Source organism: Bacillus paranthracis, from assembly GCF_001883995.1.
Classification (GTDB): Bacteria; Bacillota; Bacilli; order Bacillales; family Bacillaceae_G; genus Bacillus_A; species Bacillus_A paranthracis.
In genome coordinates, this window is sequence record NZ_MACE01000009.1 from 80,202 (window position 1) to 99,332 (window position 19,131).

The 19,131-nt window shown below is 33.7% G+C and carries 25 protein-coding genes and 1 tRNA gene; 13 read left to right on the forward strand and 13 right to left on the reverse strand.

Annotated elements, in window-relative coordinates:
• Positions 1 to 79 precede the first annotated feature (79 nt).
• Positions 80 to 676, forward strand: coding sequence for a DUF4878 domain-containing protein (locus tag BAQ46_RS02730; protein ID WP_061131178.1), 597 nt, complete (start codon positions 80 to 82; stop codon positions 674 to 676).
• 219 nt (positions 677 to 895) lie between these two features.
• Here BAQ46_RS02730 and BAQ46_RS02735 read toward each other — a convergent pair whose 3' ends face one another.
• Positions 896 to 1,354, reverse strand: coding sequence for an NUMOD1 domain-containing DNA-binding protein (locus tag BAQ46_RS02735; RefSeq protein WP_071741582.1), 459 nt, complete (start codon positions 1,352 to 1,354; stop codon positions 896 to 898).
• A gap of 255 nt (positions 1,355 to 1,609) precedes the next feature.
• On the opposite strand from BAQ46_RS02735, the gene BAQ46_RS02740 reads away from it, so the two are divergent.
• Positions 1,610 to 2,347, forward strand: coding sequence for a hypothetical protein (locus tag BAQ46_RS02740; protein WP_071741583.1), 738 nt, complete (start codon positions 1,610 to 1,612; stop codon positions 2,345 to 2,347).
• Positions 2,348 to 2,452: 105 nt separating this feature from the next.
• Here BAQ46_RS02740 and BAQ46_RS02745 read toward each other — a convergent pair whose 3' ends face one another.
• The 6 genes from BAQ46_RS02745 to BAQ46_RS02770 all read right to left on the reverse strand — a co-directional run bounded on the left by BAQ46_RS02745 (position 2,453) and on the right by BAQ46_RS02770 (position 5,245).
• On the reverse strand, positions 2,453 to 2,947 hold the full coding sequence (locus tag BAQ46_RS02745) for a hypothetical protein (protein ID WP_071741584.1): 495 nt from the start codon (positions 2,945 to 2,947) through the stop codon (positions 2,453 to 2,455).
• Between the two features lie 206 nt (positions 2,948 to 3,153).
• Entirely contained in the window at positions 3,154 to 3,657 is a 504-nt protein-coding gene (locus BAQ46_RS02750) for a hypothetical protein (RefSeq protein WP_071741585.1), read from the reverse strand.
• Between the two features lie 324 nt (positions 3,658 to 3,981).
• Positions 3,982 to 4,158 carry a hypothetical protein gene (locus BAQ46_RS30540; protein ID WP_071741586.1) on the reverse strand — a complete coding sequence of 59 codons (177 nt, stop codon included), beginning with the start codon at positions 4,156 to 4,158 and terminating at the stop codon, positions 3,982 to 3,984.
• On the reverse strand, positions 4,155 to 4,367 hold the full coding sequence (locus BAQ46_RS02760; protein ID WP_071741587.1) for a hypothetical protein: 213 nt from the start codon (positions 4,365 to 4,367) through the stop codon (positions 4,155 to 4,157). Before BAQ46_RS02760 ends, BAQ46_RS30540 begins: the two co-directional genes overlap by 4 nt.
• Positions 4,368 to 4,523: 156 nt before the next feature.
• Complete coding sequence (locus BAQ46_RS02765) at positions 4,524 to 4,772, reverse strand: hypothetical protein (protein ID WP_071741588.1); 249 nt, start codon at positions 4,770 to 4,772, stop codon at positions 4,524 to 4,526.
• 227 nt (positions 4,773 to 4,999) lie between these two features.
• The gene (locus BAQ46_RS02770; RefSeq protein ID WP_071741589.1) at positions 5,000 to 5,245 is read right to left on the reverse strand and encodes a hypothetical protein; all 246 of its coding nucleotides are present in this window, start codon (positions 5,243 to 5,245) and stop codon (positions 5,000 to 5,002) included.
• Positions 5,246 to 5,700: 455 nt separating this feature from the next.
• On the opposite strand from BAQ46_RS02770, the gene BAQ46_RS30545 reads away from it, so the two are divergent.
• The 10 genes from BAQ46_RS30545 to BAQ46_RS02810 all read left to right on the forward strand — a co-directional run bounded on the left by BAQ46_RS30545 (position 5,701) and on the right by BAQ46_RS02810 (position 13,859).
• Positions 5,701 to 5,853 (forward strand): hypothetical protein, encoded by a 153-nt coding sequence (locus BAQ46_RS30545; protein ID WP_169823858.1) that lies wholly within the window; start codon positions 5,701 to 5,703, stop codon positions 5,851 to 5,853.
• A 30-nt stretch (positions 5,854 to 5,883) separates the two neighbouring features.
• A complete protein-coding gene (locus BAQ46_RS02775) occupies positions 5,884 to 6,225 on the forward strand; it encodes a hypothetical protein (protein ID WP_071741590.1) in 342 nt (113 codons plus the stop codon).
• Between the two features lie 51 nt (positions 6,226 to 6,276).
• The gene (locus BAQ46_RS30550) at positions 6,277 to 6,447 is read left to right on the forward strand and encodes a DUF5659 domain-containing protein (RefSeq protein WP_169823859.1); all 171 of its coding nucleotides are present in this window, start codon (positions 6,277 to 6,279) and stop codon (positions 6,445 to 6,447) included.
• 29 nt (positions 6,448 to 6,476) lie between these two features.
• Positions 6,477 to 7,343, forward strand: a complete 867-nt coding sequence (locus BAQ46_RS02780) for a replication initiator protein A (protein ID WP_071741591.1) — start codon at positions 6,477 to 6,479, stop codon at positions 7,341 to 7,343.
• A 50-nt stretch (positions 7,344 to 7,393) separates the two neighbouring features.
• A complete protein-coding gene (locus tag BAQ46_RS02785) occupies positions 7,394 to 7,777 on the forward strand; it encodes an HNH endonuclease (RefSeq protein WP_071741592.1) in 384 nt (127 codons plus the stop codon).
• 172 nt (positions 7,778 to 7,949) lie between these two features.
• Positions 7,950 to 8,447 carry a phage terminase small subunit P27 family gene (locus tag BAQ46_RS02790; RefSeq protein WP_000113655.1) on the forward strand — a complete coding sequence of 166 codons (498 nt, stop codon included), beginning with the start codon at positions 7,950 to 7,952 and terminating at the stop codon, positions 8,445 to 8,447.
• Positions 8,448 to 8,634: 187 nt separating this feature from the next.
• Positions 8,635 to 10,134 (forward strand): terminase large subunit, encoded by a 1,500-nt coding sequence (locus BAQ46_RS02795; protein WP_249024540.1) that lies wholly within the window; start codon positions 8,635 to 8,637, stop codon positions 10,132 to 10,134.
• Between the two features lie 168 nt (positions 10,135 to 10,302).
• Entirely contained in the window at positions 10,303 to 10,533 is a 231-nt protein-coding gene (locus BAQ46_RS02800; RefSeq protein ID WP_249024541.1) for a hypothetical protein, read from the forward strand.
• Between the two features lie 277 nt (positions 10,534 to 10,810).
• Positions 10,811 to 12,136: a phage portal protein gene (locus BAQ46_RS02805; protein WP_071741594.1), complete on the forward strand. Its 1,326-nt coding sequence runs from the start codon at positions 10,811 to 10,813 to the stop codon at positions 12,134 to 12,136.
• Positions 12,117 to 13,859, forward strand: a complete 1,743-nt coding sequence (locus tag BAQ46_RS02810) for a phage major capsid protein (protein WP_071741595.1) — start codon at positions 12,117 to 12,119, stop codon at positions 13,857 to 13,859. The genes BAQ46_RS02805 and BAQ46_RS02810 overlap by 20 nt, the downstream gene beginning before the upstream one ends.
• 315 nt (positions 13,860 to 14,174) lie before the next feature.
• Here the strand turns inward: BAQ46_RS02810 and BAQ46_RS02815 are convergent, their stop codons facing one another.
• The 6 genes from BAQ46_RS02815 to BAQ46_RS02840 all read right to left on the reverse strand — a co-directional run bounded on the left by BAQ46_RS02815 (position 14,175) and on the right by BAQ46_RS02840 (position 18,398).
• Positions 14,175 to 14,669, reverse strand: a complete 495-nt coding sequence (locus tag BAQ46_RS02815) for a DUF6998 domain-containing protein (RefSeq protein ID WP_071741596.1) — start codon at positions 14,667 to 14,669, stop codon at positions 14,175 to 14,177.
• Between the two features lie 137 nt (positions 14,670 to 14,806).
• Positions 14,807 to 15,544, reverse strand: a complete 738-nt coding sequence (locus BAQ46_RS02820; RefSeq protein ID WP_249024542.1) for a hypothetical protein — start codon at positions 15,542 to 15,544, stop codon at positions 14,807 to 14,809.
• A 122-nt stretch (positions 15,545 to 15,666) separates the two neighbouring features.
• The gene (locus tag BAQ46_RS02825; RefSeq protein ID WP_249024543.1) at positions 15,667 to 16,752 is read right to left on the reverse strand and encodes a tyrosine-type recombinase/integrase; all 1,086 of its coding nucleotides are present in this window, start codon (positions 16,750 to 16,752) and stop codon (positions 15,667 to 15,669) included.
• Between the two features lie 120 nt (positions 16,753 to 16,872).
• A tRNA-Val gene (locus tag BAQ46_RS02830) sits at positions 16,873 to 16,945 on the reverse strand.
• A gap of 189 nt (positions 16,946 to 17,134) precedes the next feature.
• The gene (locus BAQ46_RS02835; protein WP_000929648.1) at positions 17,135 to 17,359 is read right to left on the reverse strand and encodes a hypothetical protein; all 225 of its coding nucleotides are present in this window, start codon (positions 17,357 to 17,359) and stop codon (positions 17,135 to 17,137) included.
• Positions 17,360 to 17,642: 283 nt separating this feature from the next.
• A complete protein-coding gene (locus BAQ46_RS02840; RefSeq protein ID WP_071741599.1) occupies positions 17,643 to 18,398 on the reverse strand; it encodes a class I SAM-dependent methyltransferase in 756 nt (251 codons plus the stop codon).
• Positions 18,399 to 18,762: 364 nt separating this feature from the next.
• Between BAQ46_RS02840 and BAQ46_RS02845 the strand changes: the two genes are divergently transcribed.
• Complete coding sequence (locus tag BAQ46_RS02845; RefSeq protein WP_000251865.1) at positions 18,763 to 18,990, forward strand: hypothetical protein; 228 nt, start codon at positions 18,763 to 18,765, stop codon at positions 18,988 to 18,990.
• Positions 18,991 to 19,131 lie beyond the last annotated feature (141 nt).

Consider the following 19,131-nt stretch of genomic DNA (forward strand, 5'->3'; position numbering starts at 1 on the left):
TACTAAAAAATGTTTGTAATGTCAGTTTCATACTATTATATAATGCTGACTTACTAGAAAAGATAAGAGGAGAATGAGCGTGCAAAAGATAAAGAAATTATTGCTATTAATGATGGTAGTGGGATTAACAGCAGGTGTTTTAGCAGGGTGTGCAAATCCGAAAGATACTACAGAAGAATTTTTAACAGCGATACAAAAAGGTGATGTAGAAAAGGCTCGTACATTTGTTGAGAGTGACAAGGAATTTAATAAGCTAAATGAAAAAACAGATGATGCTGAGGCAAAAGAAATGCTAAGTGCAATTACAAAGAACTTTAAATTTGAAAAGATAGAAGAAGTATCGAAAAAGGATGACAAAGCAGAAGTGAAAGTGAAAATTACATCTGCTGATCTATCCGTTGCTGTAACAAAAGCAGTGGGAGAAGTTATGCCAATGGCCTTCGCTAGCGCATTTAGTGAAGACAAAGAACAATCTGAAAAAGCAATCGAAAAAACAATGACCTCAACTATCATCAAAAACTTAACGGATAAAGATGCAGCAATGGCAACTCGCGAAGTTAGATTGAACTTAAAGAAAGACAAAGATGGCGACTATAAAATCGTTGCTGACGATAACTTAAAAGAAGTATTGTTTGCAAATGCGAAGTCTTTGGAGAAGATCTTTGGTGGGAAGTAATTGAATTAGATAAAAAAGAGACACTATATCACGTAGAAGGTTGATATGGTGTCTCTTTTTTATATGACCCCGGAGAGGCTCGAACTCACGACCTCCACCCTGTCAAGGTTTGACAGTGAATATAGGGTATCATTATATGTATAATTGTTGATAATTCAACGTTTCCGATAACTCTATTAACACAATTATACATATTTGATTGAAACCCTACAAGGGATTTTAACAACAATATTTAAATTGATAACCAGCAGGGTGACACTTTCCATTTTTTAAATAATGTTGAATTGTATTTCGTGGGATATTCAAATTTCGACCCGCTTCGGAAATGGATCGAAACGTAATTTCTTCATTTTCATTCATTGCAACAATTTGTTTTTGTTGTTTTTGATATGCCATTTTCCAATTTTCATCTTTAGTCATAACAACACAATTCTCAAAAGAATATATATTACCACCGTTTAAATCTTTGTCCAGTTGGTAGTCACGACTATATAATAAATGTCCATTTAGCATTCGATTGTCAATGTCATACACGAAGTTATCAAAATCATGCCATCTTTCAGCGACTGTTACGCCCTTGGCACCGTAATATTTGTAATTTCCGTTTGTTTTACTATAACATCTATCCTTCATATTTTTCCATGTTTGATATAGTGGATGTTTCTTTTTGTTTGTCATGTTAATTCCTCCAATACTAATGTAGTAGTATTGTATTGAGAAAAAATGATTTGTCAGACAGAACCAAACAAAAAAATGACCGTTCAGATTCATTTGTATCGGACTTTAAATTGAAACGTATAGTAATTGTCGTGAATCAGATAAAATGCACCACAAACGAAAATAAACAATGTTAGTGATATGTTTGTTACGGAACGAACGTTCATTCTATGAAAATATGATATAATGGAATAAAGCGGAAAAGGGGTGTTTGCGATGTTAATTAAATTTTTTGAACCACAATACCTTCAAATGTTCTTAGATGGGAATTTGTATTTCAAAAATACAGGTTATTTTATCGACTTAGAAAAAAAGTATGGTGATAAAGGAATTGGCGATAAATATGAAGGTTCTCACTTTCGACATTTTGACCCGACAAAAGGGGAAATCCATATTGGGCTCCCAGGTGGACAAATGCATAAAATAAATGTTACTAAAGGTTATTTTACTCAAACATATGAAGCAGTACGTCAATTTCAATTAACTTGTTTTACAGGTATTTTTGGAGAAGAAATAGAACATATTGATGATAATACACAAAAAATAAAAAATGAAGTAATAGAATATTTGAAAGAAGAGTTTCCTAATAGAATACCGATATTAATAACAAATGAAGATGAGTTTTTTAATAGATTACACAATGCTTTGAAAGAAAAAAATATTCATGCTAGTCATGGTTCTGTTAAATATTTTGATGAACATGCGGAAACCCCATTCGAAAGAGAAGAATATGAAAAAAATATGATTCAAGCATTCTTTTACAAAAGAAATTTCTTCAAGGCACAAAAAGAATATCGCATTATAACTTCACATCCTGTAGAAGGCGATTCATTGACAGTAAATCTTGGTGACATCAGTGATATTGTTTTAAATTTGGAAAGCGCAGATACTTTAAAAAACTTTAAAATGAGAAAAGTTGAAGAAGGTATTTTACTTACTATAGATGATGAATGATATGAAAAAGGAACCACCTGTTATAATGTGACAGGTGGCAACATTTTCATTGGGATCAATTTTGTTTTATCAACCGCCAACTCATAGAGTCAGCGGTCATGTATCTTATAGTGTTGATTCGATGTAATTTAATAAGTGTAAAATTGAATCACCGTGATTCTCACCATCTAAATAAAGCACTCCATCTTTGTAATCAAGAATCCAATCTCCACCGCAGTATTCGGAAATACTGTCGAGTTCAAGAACACCCTCGTCGAAGTGTAATCGGTGTTCCATTTCAAATTCATCATCGAGCGACCATTCATATATTAATTCAATTAATTCCAACCATTTTTTTGCTTTTTCTACATCTGTAATAAATCCTTCTTCAATTTCATCAGCTAATTGTATTTTATTGTAGAACATCGCTTGTATTTCATTTGAGCGTGTTTCATATGGTAGCGATTCATCATCAAATGATTCTTTCACATCTTTTAAAATTTCTTCCATCGTTTTCATTTCATTAATTTCTTTTACCTTTTTTATATATCGTGCGTATTGTTCTATTTCATCTTCCGCAATTCCTTGAATCGTATCGTTTAATTTTGTTGTTGTTTTCATAATATATATTCCTCCGTGTGTTTGATTTTTTATTGTGACGTCGTTTTGACGTTGTTTACACGACTATTGTATTTAATTCGTACGATTTGTAAGGTCGAAAATGAACCTTTTTTAAAAAACTTTTTCTAAGTCGACTTTCTTCATATATATACAACAAAAAAACCAATACAAAATGTATTGGTTTCGATCCATTTATTCAATTTATATTATTCAACTACATCAAATCCATCAGCAGTAGGAGTTATTTTAGCATGACGAAGTTTTATCATGCCTTCCCATATCCATTTTTGCGTTTCAGCACTTTCTTTGTAAGAAAAATACTGTTCCTCGTTGGTGGCTTTGTGCATTTCATCAAAATGTTTAATAAGTTCGTCAATCATCATATCAATGATTTCTGGTAATAGCACAATTCTTTCATCATGTGCTTCAATAAAATCTATAACATAATCCATTGTTTTTGCAGAAGCAATACTATCCATTGGTTCGGTTGGTATAATGGTCACTAACTGTTCCAACGAATTTAAAGCCATGCTTTGCTTACTTTTTTTGCTACATTGGAAAATGTGTTTCTTTTCTTTTTTTGCATATGCTCTAGCAACATTAAAAATGTGAACATACGCTTGTCCATATTTTTGTGCTTGTTCAAAACTAGCGAATGTTTCAATCGCTTCCTTAGTTGTCATTACTTTACTTTGTTGATTTGTTGTCATAATATATTCCTCCAAGAATTATAATTTAATTCATTCGTGTAATTGGAGGTATTCGTGTAATTTGTCGAACTTTGTCATATTCGATATATTTCTATAGTACCAACAAATGTTAACCGTGTAAAGAAGAATTTTCTGAATATTAATATTCAATACATTTTATGGAAATAGTAGGTGTGCGGTGAATCACCGTATACCTGTTAGGTAGGCTTCAATTTAAAGCACACTTATGAGGTCTACCCCAATTTAGGGCATACCTTACCAACGGTGGTCACATTGTGACTACCCTTGAAATAACAAAAAGGGCTCTCACATTATGAGAACCCTTCACTCCATATTTTTTAACCATTCTTCACGTTGAATCCGCCTTTCTTCTCGCTCTTGTTCTATCCGTATCGTTTCATCATCTTTAGCGAATAGGTTATTGTATATTTGATACATAAACAACATCATCATTATTACAACTGACAGAAATAACAAGATCAACTCAATTCGTGATTTCATCGTTTAAATAACTTAGCGTATGTTTCATCATTTCGTTTATTTATTTCCATCATATCTCGTATCAGTTCAGGAGTTTCCACGAAAGCATACACTTGGAATCTCTCATCTTTCCTATTACGCATTGTATGATTTAAGTCATGACCCAATCGTATTAATTCAATCGCTAAAGTTTTTTTGTATACGTTCTTTAATGGTTTTTTCTTTTTCATATGTATCTCTCCCTTTTTTGCAATTGGTCATTTGAAGATGTGCCGATTTTTCGCTCTATCTCCACAAAATTGTGGACATCTGAAGGCGATAGTATCGCACTCATGTATGTGTTATAACTACTGGTTATATCTCCTACACTCTTTATGTGTAGCAGGTCAATCATTCCTATAACCGTATTGCTTGCGTTTCTTGATGAGTTCTTCCTTCTTCTTCACAATGTCATCACGTAAAAACAGATTCACGCCTGTCGTACGTCTAATGGGTTCAAGTTGACCTTTTTTCAATAGCATATTCATACGTGAACGACTGATACCCAATATCTCAATTGCTTCCGAAGTTAATAAAATATTCTCACGAGCCCATTCTCGTTTATCAAATGGTTGCATTATATATACATCGTCCATAGTATCGCTCCTTATATAAAATGATTTAACCCCGCAATTTTGCGAGGTCAAAGCGTATTTTTTCGTTATGATTCATATGTTTAGTCTCACAAAATTGTGAGACTAAATTTGAAATCCTGACATGCAAACTTTGCATATCGGAAAATCCAGAAGTGCATAACTTACACTTCTAAATTCTTAACGTGCAAACTTTGCACGTTTGGAATCCAACATTGTTTCAAACAATTTTAGGATTTAACACCTCTCAAGATGTCCTCGATTTGTTCAGCAGCCACCATATCGAACAACTTAATTACATTCAATAGGTCATAACATTGTGTTTGTTCCATTATCTCGGCTATCAATTCTTTATCATTTAATAACCCATTCTCAATGTAGAACTCTAAAGTCGCAATTCCTAATTCTTTGTCCTTATGTCCATAGAATATAGTCGTTAAAGCGGAAATTGATGAATGTACGCTTTGTCTTTTCATTTGTTCCATCTCCTAACTACCATATATTGGTAAAATATTAATTTTATTATATGACTCTTCTAAACCTACTGACAAGAGGTAATAATCCTGTATGCAAAATGAGTACATAAATTATCCGATGGATCTGTACTCAAAATGAGTTAATACACGAAAATCTGTACTCAAATTGAGTTAATTGCTGTACTCAAAATGAGTACGAAATAAAAATATTTAATAAAAATATATTAGTAAAGGTTGCACCTTTACCTGTCGTTCTTCCCCGTTGGGGTTTCTTTGAGGTCTATATAATGAAGAAAAAAATAATTCCAACAAAATGACCGAGCCATGTTTACAAATTTTAAATAAACAATACAATAATCGTGCATTCGAAAAACATATAAAAAATATACAAATCCTCTTTCGTTTCGTACGAGCAGTGTATATATATTTTATAACGATGAAAGGACGGAGTTTATATGGCTTCTAAAATACAATTAAGTTTACAAATTGATAAAAAAATCCGACCATTAGCGGAACAACGTGCAGAAGAATTGGGATTCAGCAGAAGTGTTTATATCGAACAATTGGTTCGTGCGGATTTGAAAAAAGCAGGCAAAATTGAAAATTAATATTCAAAAATTAAATGGAGGAAAATTATTATGACAAATTATGTTGAAGATATTGTAAATGGAGAAAAAACGGAACAGGCAGTAAAAACAACAAAACCTAAAAAGAAGAAATTCAAATTCAATAAGTTTTTCGGTTGGTTATGGTTGGGTTTAGCAATCATTGATATTGTAACAATGTGTATTACACAAAATTGGAGTTCTTATTCAATCCCAATGTTAGAATTATTGATTTCAAGTTTATGTTTCACTATCAATAGAGAAGAAGAAATAAATGAAATCGCTGATAATATCATTGAATGCCAAGAGAAAATTATTAAAAATCAAAGCACAATGATTGAATGTCAAAAGAAAATTGGATTCAATCAAGATTGAATGGGTCACTTCGGTGACTCTCATATTTTTATAAATTAGGAGATGAAAAACATGGAACCAATTACTGTTCACACATTTGGGATGGCAAATCATTTATTAAAAAATAATGTGCCGATGAAAGAAATAAAAAGAAACAAATTCAAAAGTAAAGAAATGGTTTATTACTTTGAAGCAACACCACAGGTAAAACGATTAATGAAGGAATACTCAATGAAAAAATAAAACGATTAAATTCTGGAGGAAATATTCTGATGAAAAAACAATACATTACACAAGGTTACGTTGATAAATTACGTGATAAGGAGCAAAAAACTGGTGTGTATTATTCAGCACCAAAAGTTGTTATGAAAGGCGACAAATATCGTAAAACATTAAGTCCTACGGAGAAATTGTTGTATCAAGAAATGTACGATTTATCCATGAAAGCATTACATAAAGGACAAGTTGATGAAAAGGGAAATGTATATATCGAATCATCATATATATCACTAGCGGTGGCACTTGGTGTCAGTGATTCAACTACACAACGTATTTTAAATAAATTAACAAATCCTTTATACGCATTAGGACTTTTGAGAGTGAAACAACGCAAAGACAAAAGTACAAGTCAATATTATGTTATGGCACCTGATTACGATGGCGAAGATCAATTCTTTTTGGATAGCGATTATACTACTACCCAAATGAAAAAAGAAGCGCAACAAATGGTAGAAAAGAAAAATCGTAAAAAATCTACCAAACGTAAAGTTGAAAACGAACAATTAGAAGATGAAAGAATGTTTGATACAAAAGCGGACACAGCAGATTATCAACTACAAGAGAAGCAATTCAATGATAGTTTACCTGATGGTGTTAAAGAATTACCACCAGAACCACAGGAAACCACCGAGGAACAACCGATAAAACAAATGTATTTCCGTGTGTTTGATAAACAGGATTACGATGGTACGTATGTAGCGGAATTTGTTATTGCACATAATGGTAAGATTGTTGATACATTGAATGTTCGTGAGTTCTTAAAGCGAACCAAAAGTACAATTGACATTAACAGACATGACACCTTTATTATGCAAGACATTGCATCGGAAGGTAAATATGAAATTAGGTATGAAAGTTGAATATCTATATTCAATTATTCTACTAATACAATTATATAGGAGTGGTGCTTATGGCAATGCTAACGACGTGTAGTCACGGTAAATTGATACCAATAGGAACTACATGTGATTGTAATAAACAAACGGTAGCACGTATCAAGCGTGAACCAAATGATGTAGATAAATTACGTAACACTCGCAGGTGGAAAAGGTTACGTGAAAAGATTATTGAGCGTGATGATTGTATATGTCAGCGTTGTTGGATTAAATACAACATCATAACGACAAGCAAACTATCAGCACATCACATCAAACCAGCATCAAAGTATATTGAATTGTTCTTCGATGAAAGCAACTTAGTTTGTTTATGTATGACATGTAATAGGCAATTAGGAACTCGAGAACAATTGGATTTTAATTATGAAATACCAAACGAATATGAATACAAATTGTAGAGTTTATCGAAAATGATGAACTCTATTTTTTTATGCAATTAAGTAGATATCCCCCACTATGTTACTAAAAAAATCTTATGGGGAGTGTACGGACAACAGGGGGAACAATTTTTTATGGAACTCCCTAAACGAAATATTTGGTCAAAATTTGAAACAAAGAAAGGTGATACATATGGCAAGACCACGTAAGCCCGCACGATTTAAAAAAGGTCGTTCGGAAAATAAACAACAATTACAAGTTCGTGAAGAACAGGAAAAACGACTGATGGGAAACACGGATAAATTGAAAACTGTCCCTGATTATCTCGACCCACTCGCAAAGGCATATTACAAATTTTTAACTACGGAATTAGAAATCAGTGGTTTGTTAACCAATCTCGATATACCAATTCTAGAGCAAACCGCAGATTCATTAAGCAAGTTGCGACAATGCGACGATATTTTAAACACTGAAGGAATCCTCATTAAACAATTTGACCGTAACGGAAATGAAATCATGAAAGAACATCCAACAGTGAAAACAAAAATGGCGTACATGAATCAATTCAAATCGCTATCGACACAACTTGGAATGTCCCCTTCTTCTCGTGCCCAATTAGCAGGAATGCAAATTGATAAAAAACAAGAAGAATCCGACCCACTACTACAATTATTAGGAGGCACTATATAAAATGTATATACTGGAACATAAATCATATCAATACGCTAAAGATGTAGTTGACGGAAAAGTCGTTTCCGCAAAATACATTAAGAAGGCCTGTCAGAATTTTATAGATGACATTTTCGATCCGCACTGTAAATACTTCATTGATGAAGATTTATTGAAACTGATTGAGAACATAACCAAATTAATTAACATGCCCACTGGATTACGTGTAGGTGTTTCCTCTTATGAAGCACTCGCAGGTTTTCAGTGGTTTTTTATTGTTAACGCATTATGTTGGAAACACAAAGATAAACCGACTAAACGACGATACGAGAAATGTGTGTTATTAATCGCTCGTAAAAGTGGTAAATCATTTTTAACCGCATTGTTAATTTTGATTTTAATGTTAATCGAACCAAAGCACAGTGAATTTTATTCCGTTGCTCCTGACCGTGACCTCTCTTCTATCATCAAAAAGGAAATTGCAAAAATGCTAGATGCAAGCCCTGGAATCAGCAAACATTTTAAAACTGTTCTCAAAGAAGTTCGTTGCTTGATTACGAAAAATAAATTCGAACCATTAGCAACATCTAATGACCGAATGGACGGACGACTCGCAACAGGATTTGTCGCTGATGAAGTTGGGGCATTAAAAACATCTTATCCTATTGAAGCAATGGAATCATCACAGTTGAACACAGTGAACCGTTTAGGAATCCTGATTTCTACCGCATACGATACAATGCACAATCCAATGGTTGACCAAATCGAATTTGCTCAAAAAGTAATGGATGGTCATATTAACGATGAAACATTATTCGCATTGCTTTACAAACCCGACAACATGAAAGATTGGACAAGCGATGAAGCATTACTTCAAGCGAATCCTCTAGCGATTGAATTGCCCGAGAACTTGGACGAATTGAAAAAGAAGCGTGATAAGGCAATTGCAATGCCATCAGCACAAACCAATTTTAAAACGAAACATCTTAATATTTTCGTAGATGGCGATATTGCCGAAGTATATGTTTCCACTGATGATTTACGTAAAGGAAAAATCAGCAATTTCGATTGGACAGGTCGTAAAGTTCACATCGGAGTCGATTTATCACAAAGTAATGATAATACCGCAGTATCAATGGTTACATACGATGAAAAAGAAGATAAATTCATCACTAAAGTGTGGGCATTTTTACCTGAGGGTCAAGTGGAAAAGAAAATGAAAGATGAAAAAGTTGATTATCGCATTTATGAAAAGCAAGGTTTCTGTATCTTTAGCGGTGATAAAGTAATCAATTATGGTGATATTGAAAGATTCGTCATGGATCTTGAAGATAATTACAGAGTAATCATCGGTGAAATTGGTTATGACCGATACAATGCCATTTCTTCCGCTAACAAATGGAATGATGCTGGATATAATACTGTTGAAATCAAACAACATTCATCTGTTTTACACCCCGCTACAAAATTGCTGAAAGAAATGGTTCTCAATGAAAAATTTAAATATGAAGCAAACCAACTATTTGAAATCAACGTAGCGAACGCTCGTGAAGTGCTTGATAACAATTTGAGTGGTTACGTAAATAAAAAGAAATCAACAGGTAAGATTGATATGTTAGCAGCAACAATAAATGCTGTACATCTATGGAACCTTGAACTATTGGAAGGTAAAAGCGTATATGAAGACCGAGGGTTTATTACTTTGTAAAAAATTTTCGGTTTTTTGCGTTTTGCTCTTTATATTCTACCATTTAGTATATATATGTTATGAGGGTCACTTAGCACGACCTTCAAATTGATGCTTCTGACATAAGCATTCTCCTTAGGTTATTTTTAATCGTCCCGTCTTTATCGGAAAAAAGGCGGGATATTTTTTATGAAAGATGGTGACCACATGGCAGTACTTGATAAATCGTTAATTAAAATCATTGGCGAAGATGAATATTACAGGATTCTTGCAGTAATGGAACTTGAAGAAATACGAGAAAGAGAAACAGAATTAAAACAAGTGGAAGCATTAGAAAAAATTAATGAAATGTTAGCGGAAAATGACCGACCACCGTTTACATTGTCATGGATTAAAGGTTGGTGGAATGAATTTAAATGATTTCCGTTATAGCAATTATCATCGTTTTATTCCCCTACGGTGATAACTGGTGTAACGGAAATTACACCATATTTACAGTAACCGTTATTTCCATTTCTGTTACTGTTTTTCGGAGCGTGTAAATGTCACTTCTTCACATTTGCACACACAACCCGTTTAATTTCTTTTAGTGTCAACAACCTCCATTTGTTGGCATTATAAAGCAATTAAATATTTAACGTAGGCGTAACGTGATGTTACGTCTATTTTTTTATCTCTAATGAAAGGAATTGATAATATGGCGTTTTGGAATAAAACCGAAAAACGTAGTATCGAAGAAAAACCAACATTCGGTGGCGTTGAAATTACAACAAACAGTGCGTTGTTCGGTGGAATGACCGTTAATGAAAAAACAGTAATGGAAATTCCAACTGTCGAAGCGTGTGTAAGTTTAATCGCAAATACAATCGCAAGTTTGCCGATTGATTTAAAACAACAAAACAAAGATGGATCGGTTGAGAAAATTAAAAAAGATGACCGTCATTTTTTATTGAACCAAGAAAACGAAGAAAACATGTCTTCTCGAGATTTAATAAAAAACATGGTCAAAGATTACTTATTACACGGACAAGCATTTGCATATAAGCAAAATGAACATGAAACGGTTCGTGGTGAGCTCAAACGTACATTAAAAGAACTGAATTATTTACCCGCAAAAAATATGGAAATCACAAAAAGATATAACGATGGCATCAAACATACAGATGTCGAATATCAACTGACCGCATTTACAGGTCAATATGTTGGTGGAAATACACACAAAACGTTCAAACCAAATGAATTATTGCGAGTATTGAACAATCCGATTAACGCATTTGAAGGCGAAGGTTTATTGGTACGTGGTGATAAGTTATTCAAACAAGCATTAGCAGAAATTGAACATACAAATGGCATTTACGAACGTGGAGCATTGCCTTTAGGAATTTTAAAAACGAAAGCACGATTGAATGAAAAAGCAATCAACGCTTTACGTCTCGCATGGCAAAAACTTTACGGTGGCGTTCGCAATTCAGCGAAAACTGTAATTCTTGAAGAAGGTATGGAATATGAAAAAATTTCAATGAATCCTAATGAAATTCAAATGAATGAAACAATGGATAGAACTGAATCAAGAATATGTAAATTGTTTGGCGTACCTGAAAGCATGATTAGTTCCAAAGCAAACAAATACAATTCTGTCGAACAAAACAGTTTGCATTTCTTAAAGCACACAATTGCTCCTATTCTCGTCGCTCTTGAACAAGCGTTTGACCGTCAATTATTAACGACCAGAGAAAAGAAAGTGAAGGGTTATTTCTTCCGTTTCGATGTCAGTGAATTGTTACGTGCTACAGAAAAAGAGCGCACAGAAGCAATTGCTTTAGGACTCGAAAAGGGGTTATTAACAATCAATGAAGCCCGTGAAAAACTTGATTTACCAAACATCGAAAAGAATGTGTTCATGTGGGGATTAAATCATGTTTTATACAATCCAAAAACGGATGATATGAAAGTGCCTAACATGGACGGTGGCACAGAAAATAAAAAGAAAGAGGTCGTTGCTAATGACGAACCAAAAAATTGAACAACGAAGTTTCAGCCTGTCAGAGGTTAACCAATCATCTGACGGGTTTTTTGTGCGTGGTTTGGTTAATCCAACTGGTGAATGGTCACAAACATTATACGACAAACACGGTAATCCATTCGTTGAACGTGTAATGCCAAGTGTATTTGAAAATGCGTTAAAACGTGGCAATGACGTAAAACTTTTGCTTGAACATGACAACAACATGTTACTGGCACGAACAAAAGATGAAACTTTGAAACTTACAGAAACATCAAGAGGTTTGGAAATGGAAGCAAATCTTGTTCCGAGCAATCAATCAGAACACATTCACGCTCTTATCAAACGAGGGACATTAAACAACATGTCCTTTGGAATGGTCGTCCTCGACGATGATTGGAAACAAGAAAATGGCGTAAATAAGCGTTCCATCACTGAATTGGCGTTATACGAATGTTCGATTGTTTCAGACCCAGCGTACACACAAAGCACTGTGGAAGCACGTTCAAACGATATTCGTCAGGACGTTGAAGTGCCTAATCTCGAAGAAAGGAATCAGAAAATTATGAAATTAAATTCTATGTCAGTCAAAGAACTGGATGAATACAAACAAGAACTTTTAGCGGAATCACAACAAATTGACGACAAAGTCGAAACCGAAAACCGTTCTATTACTCCTTCTGAACAACTCCGTCAAGAAGCAATTTGGGACAAAGTTCAAAAGGTCAAAGAGCAAATTCAATCTGTTGAATCAAGAAACCTATCTCAAAGAAAAGAGGAAATTATAATGACAAATACTCAATTAACACAAGAAAAAGAAATTCGTGCGGTAGAACAATTTTTACGTAAAACAGATGGCGATGAAATTCGTGAAGTTCGTGCGGTAACTACTGGAGCAACACCAGGTAGCTTAACAGTTCCAACTCATTTATCAAATATCATTGTTGAAAAATTAAATGAATCGGCACAAATTTTTGGTCGTACAAAAAACTTTACGCCTGTAAATGGATTTTTAGAAATCCTACGTGAGAAATCAATCGGTACAGCAGCTTTCGTTGGTGAAATGAACACACAAAGCATGGCAAATGATTTCACACTGGATAAAATCCGCTTAGACCAAAAACGTGTTGGTTCAGCTATCGAATTATCAGAACATTTAGTAAATGACTCTGGTATTGATGTAGTTAACTATGCTATCAACATCTTATCTCGTCGTCTAGGTATAAAACTTGATGCTACCGTTTTAGTCGGTGACGAAACAAAAGGTGAATTTGAAGGTATCTTAAACAACGTAACATATGAAGATATCACTTCAGCTTCATCTACTGAAATTACAATCGACGACCTTTTAGATGTTTACAACTCAATGAACCCTGAGTACATCGGTGAAGCAGTTTGGGTAATGTCTCGTCCAGTATTTAATAAAATTTCAAAATTAAAAAATACTAACGGTGACTACTTCCTAGTACGTGACGTTGCAACAACTGGCCCAATCTACAAATTATTTGGACAACCTGTATTAATCCAAGAAGCTATGCCAAACATGGAAACTGGTAAACGTGCGATTCTATTCGTGAACCTTGGTGAAGGTTATGCTACAATGACTAAAAAAGGTTTAACTTTAAAACACATCTCTGACGACACAACTCAAGCATTACGTGGTTCTCACTTATTGCTATTAGATGGTTACATGGATGGTAAAGTATTAAATAAAGATGCTATCAAAGCTTTAAAAATGAAGTAATCAATACGGAGTCGAGAAATCGGCTCCTATTTTTTTTTATGAGTAAAATCAGCATTTTATTAGATTATCAAAGGTCAATTTCTTTTCACAATGCTATTGTAGTGGATTGATTTCAATTGTAAAGCAAACATATGAAAAAAGTTCTATCTTTTTCTATTTGGCTTCCTTACAAACCCGATCCATTCCCTATAATAGTAGTATAAGTAACTTAAACCTTCCATTTCTGTTACTTGCTCTTTTCGGTTAGATAGCGAAGTCTATGTCAATGTTCTAACGACCACACATCATTAATTTGGTGTGTGGTATTTTTTTTGTTTACTGTTCATATATTATTTTCGCTTTACGCTTCAACACGTTGGTGATGGTTAAATACCATGTACGTTTTGAACTGTTCCACTTCTTCAATGACATAAACGCTTCCCAATCAACCTCATATATCGCTTTGAGCGAAACTTCTTCATCAAATAACACCACTATCACATATTCAAATAATTGTTCTTGTGGCATATCGGAATCAGGGTCATTCAATCCATTAAACACTCCTGTCATTTTAGTACGTGTCGCTTTTATACTGTAACGTTCATTATTATCGCTAATGGCATCTATGTACTTCATTCCTACGTCAACCATACGTAAATTTGGTAGTTGTGGCGAATTATTATAATGTTCAATTGCAATAGATTCACCCATGTCTCCTACGAAATTATTTGTCCTCGTAGCACCACGCTTTTTAAACATCCTCATTAATTTACTATATTCTCCTAAACCTTCAGCGATAGTCATATTTTCATATTCTTCATCAGATGGCATACAATCACTCCTTATATGGCATACATCATTATTACCACATTTAGGAAAAACGGTCATTCAAACGACTGTTCGTTGAATATTAATATTCAATAAAATATGCTTAAATATCGCTAGATATGCCGAAAATTCGACCTATTTCATTCGTGCAGCCATTCATAAAAGAATTGGTTCATTGGATTATCGTATGTTTTTTCTCCACGACGGAACGATATATGGTGTATTACATTATTGATTGCTCCACGGATATATGCCCTTAAACTATTAATGCCACGTTTATTTTTAATTCCATCAATCACTTTAAAAAATAGGTTTTTACTGATTCCGTTTTTTCGTGCATGTACATATTCCTCGTGAATAATAGCATTTTGTATAACGTCCTCTTGTTTAACAATACTAGTATCAATAACTTTATTAGGATTAGAAATATATACTTCGGAATGAATAGAAAAATTTTCAGAAGGCGATTCAGCAATATCATGAAATACCGCATCATCATTGCATTCTTCCGTTTGTTCACCGTTTGACATTACCGTTTGACGTTCATCATTTAACTGAGACATTTCGCCTAAGTTGGCTTGTGGAATCAGCGTAAATACTAGTGAAGCGAATTGTTCTGATGTATTACGATTTTGCTCAATTTGAATTAAATCAGAGCATTTGTCCTTAATTTTCTTTAAGTTGCGTGAAATAGTAGAAGCGGTCACATCACATTTAACCGCTAATGTGGAATTTTTTTGTGACACTACGAATGAGCCTTTTGCGTATGCTTGTTGAGAAATTGCCCTGATAATAGTAAATAACGTCGATCCATTTTTAACGTGCAGTCGTTCAAGCAACCGTTTCTGAATGTGGTTGATTTCATTTTTAATACACATAAGTGTTCTCCTTTTCATGGAGAAGAAACTTTGCTACAATTAAATAAGCAAGTCCTTCTGGGATTTGTGCTGAACCGTTTAATCCCAAACTTTGGTCGGTGGGGGAGTAGACGGTTTTATTTTTATTTTCTTCTATTATTTCGTTTACGATTGATTACATTTTCACTTCCGAAAAATCCATGAGTAGCATGTTTTTCTTGAACGGTAGTATCCGCTAAATGACTGTATATGAGCACTGTTCGTAAGTCAGCATGTCCAAGGATTTTCCGCAACGATTCAACGTCACCAGAAGATGATAAATAATGTGTAGCGGCTGAATGACGTATCAAATGTAAATAAAAACGTTTTTTTATTTTTGCTTCAATGGCGTATTTCTTCATATCACGTAATACATTGTTTTTACTTAGCATACGACCACTCAGTGATAGAAAAATTAAATCATCAACATCATCTTCAAATGCTTCGTTTTCTTCTAGCAATTGCATTAGTAAACGATAGGTTTTATTTGATAATGGTACAGTACGGGTTTTGCGTGATTTGGCATTATTGGATTGAATAATTACCGCTCGATTTGTATGGTCAATATCTGATGGCGATAACAACAATGCTTCAGTGATACGAAACATGCCATCAACGAGAAGGTGTAATAATACGTAATCACGAAAATGTTTGAAACTCTTATTGGAATATGATTTCGCCACTTTCAATAAGTTGTTCAATTCATCAACTGAGAGAATATCAATTTGCGTGTTATCTTTACGGAATCCGTCAAATTTATTGAATGGATTTTTGCTGATGATTTCTTGGCGTAAACACCAATTGATGAATGTTTTCAAACGTTTGATTCTACTGGAAATCGTTTCATCCGCTAATCCAACAGTTTGAGCACTTTCAGGCACGTAAGCATGACCATCAAAGCGTACATATTCATTTTTTAACCAATAAACCCAGTCAGAAATGAAGTGTGTTGTAATGTCAGTCATATAAAATGTTTGAGCATTTTGTGTTTCATGAAATGCTTTTATACTATTAAACATAAGAAGGAATTGATTTAATGATTTGGGACGTAAATTCTGTTTTACTTTGCTATCAATAAATCTTTCAAATACACGCTCAACAGAATTTTCTTTTGAAATTTTGCTTGTTTTTCGTTTGTGGGGTTGTCGTTTTTTTACGATTTCTTTTTCAGTGAAGTATGTTAAAGACATAAAAAAACCTCCTTCATTCTCATTTAGAGTTAAAGGAGGAGTTTCAATCAAAACATGAGCGGTACTCACCGTTAGTTTTGGTCAAAATATGAAATTATCAACAGTTGATACAAAAGGATATGACCCCGGAGAGGCTCGAACTCACGACCTCCACCCTGTCAAGGTGGCGCTCTCCCTGCTGAGCTACGGGATCTTCAAAAATACTTATGTAATAGCATCTTTACTCATTATGTTAAAGCAATTATATATAATTAACTGAAATTTTACAATATTTTTATAGTCATCTTTTGAAAGGAAAGAATTTGGGATCAAGTTAGTAGTGTATTAAGGAATATATAAGTAGAGAATGTAATGAAAAGAGGGTTTGAATAAAGCGGTTATATTATTTTTTTCGATACCAATCTAAAGGCCCCTCATCACTTAAATGAACAAGAAAAGGGAATAAGAAGTGTAAAGGTAAGCTTATAAGTTCTGGCATAGCGTTTATTGTTTTCTTTGATAGGTATTGCCTTCCGAAACAATACGGACAATCTTTTTCAAATGTTACGAGTATCGACCATACATCTTTTACTTTCCATTTCGTTTTACAATACGTACAGTGCGCCATGAAGTTCCTCCTCGGTTTTCGGTATTTTCTAATATATTCCATTTCATTGTAATAAAGTCAAGTGTATTTCGTGTGATAAAATGTGAGTTTTTTATAAAAAGATAATAAAGCTATTAAATTTCATCACACGAAACAAGCATACCCCCGTCCTAATTCCAGACCGGGAGTATGCTTGCTTAATTTTCAATATAGTGTACTGCATTGTACTCAACATATAACAATAAAGCTAAGGTTTATTCAATGATCATGCCCGATTGGTGAGGGTTAATTATATGTCCGGCGTTTACACATTGCCCAAATAACTTCGCGTTAAGTTTGGGAGAATAATTTTTCCATTCTTACTGTATTTTTCGAATAGCTCTGATAGGAGAAAAATAAAGTTTTTATACTGTTCGTCATTTTCTTTCGGAGCATAGGACGCTGATAAATTCCTTCCTAAAAATCCATCATAATCAAGAAGTAAATCATTTTGATATTCTTTAAACTCGTATTTTCCATCTTTAAAAAAGCTGTTAAACATTTCTGGCGTTTCATCTATTCCACCGCTAAAGCCTTTAAAGGTTGGACAGGTTTTCTGGCAAATTTCTGCGTTCTCTTTAATAAGTGGACTAGTTACATCTCTACTATTCCAAACAAGAGCAACATGTGCTTTTTGTTTCAAAATTCGTTGGCATTCGATTTTGAAAGCTTCTTTATCAAACCAATGAAATGCTTGGGCAACAGTCACTAAATCTACACTATTTTCTTTTAAAGTGGTATTTTCAGCAGTTGCTTTTATAGATTGAAAACGAGGATATTGGTTTAACGATTGTTCTGCCATTTTTCTCATGTCATCATTTGGCTCAACTCCAATAACATGTAAACCACTTTCAAGCAGCTGGCGGCTAAATATCCCCGTACCTGAACCAATATCGGCCACAATTTGATTCTCATTTAGTTCGTTAGCCGAAAGCAAATAATCAATATATTCATTAGGATAACTAGGGCGATATTTCGCATATATATCGGCCTTGTCAGTAAAATTTTCTGTTGTTTTCACCGTACTACCTTCTTTCCAGCAATATTATGTATAGACATAGGAACCAAATAGTAATTTCCGCATCAGTCTCTAAGTCTACAACGTAAAAGTTCATCTAAAAGGAGCTGCCTTAGTGCTCTTATTCAAATTATACTATTTTGCGTGATATCTTCCAAAAGACCATAATTTTTATTCATCTAAATGGTCTAATTGTTGAATACTATGACCATTTGTATATCGTACGAGGTTTATGTAGGATAAGAGATTTCTACGTTTAATATCCAAATTGGCCAATATATCCTTTTTACAATTTACTGAAAATCATGTATAACAGAGATACAAGATTATTTTATAATTATTCAGAAGTAGAGGGAGAATTATTGTAATGGTAAGGAAGACGTTCAAGATGCGCGTATCTAGAAATAGAACGATTTCAATTAATGGCTCAATTCTTGATGTGGATGTTACACATGATGAGTTTTTACAAGAGTTTGTTGAGTGGGTCGATTCTAAAGGTTGGTCGTTTATGGGGATGACAGATGAGATTACACCTGAGGAAGCTAGTCAAAATTTAATAGATTCATTGATTGATGAGAAGGATAAGAAAGAATAATTCTTTCTTATTTTTTATTGTGTATTTATGTTCTTTATCGTAAAAGTATGATATAGTAAAAAACAGTGAATATTCTTCCAATTTAATACAAATTACATATAGATTGGTAGATTCAATTTTTAAACTGTGAGAGTATAGTGA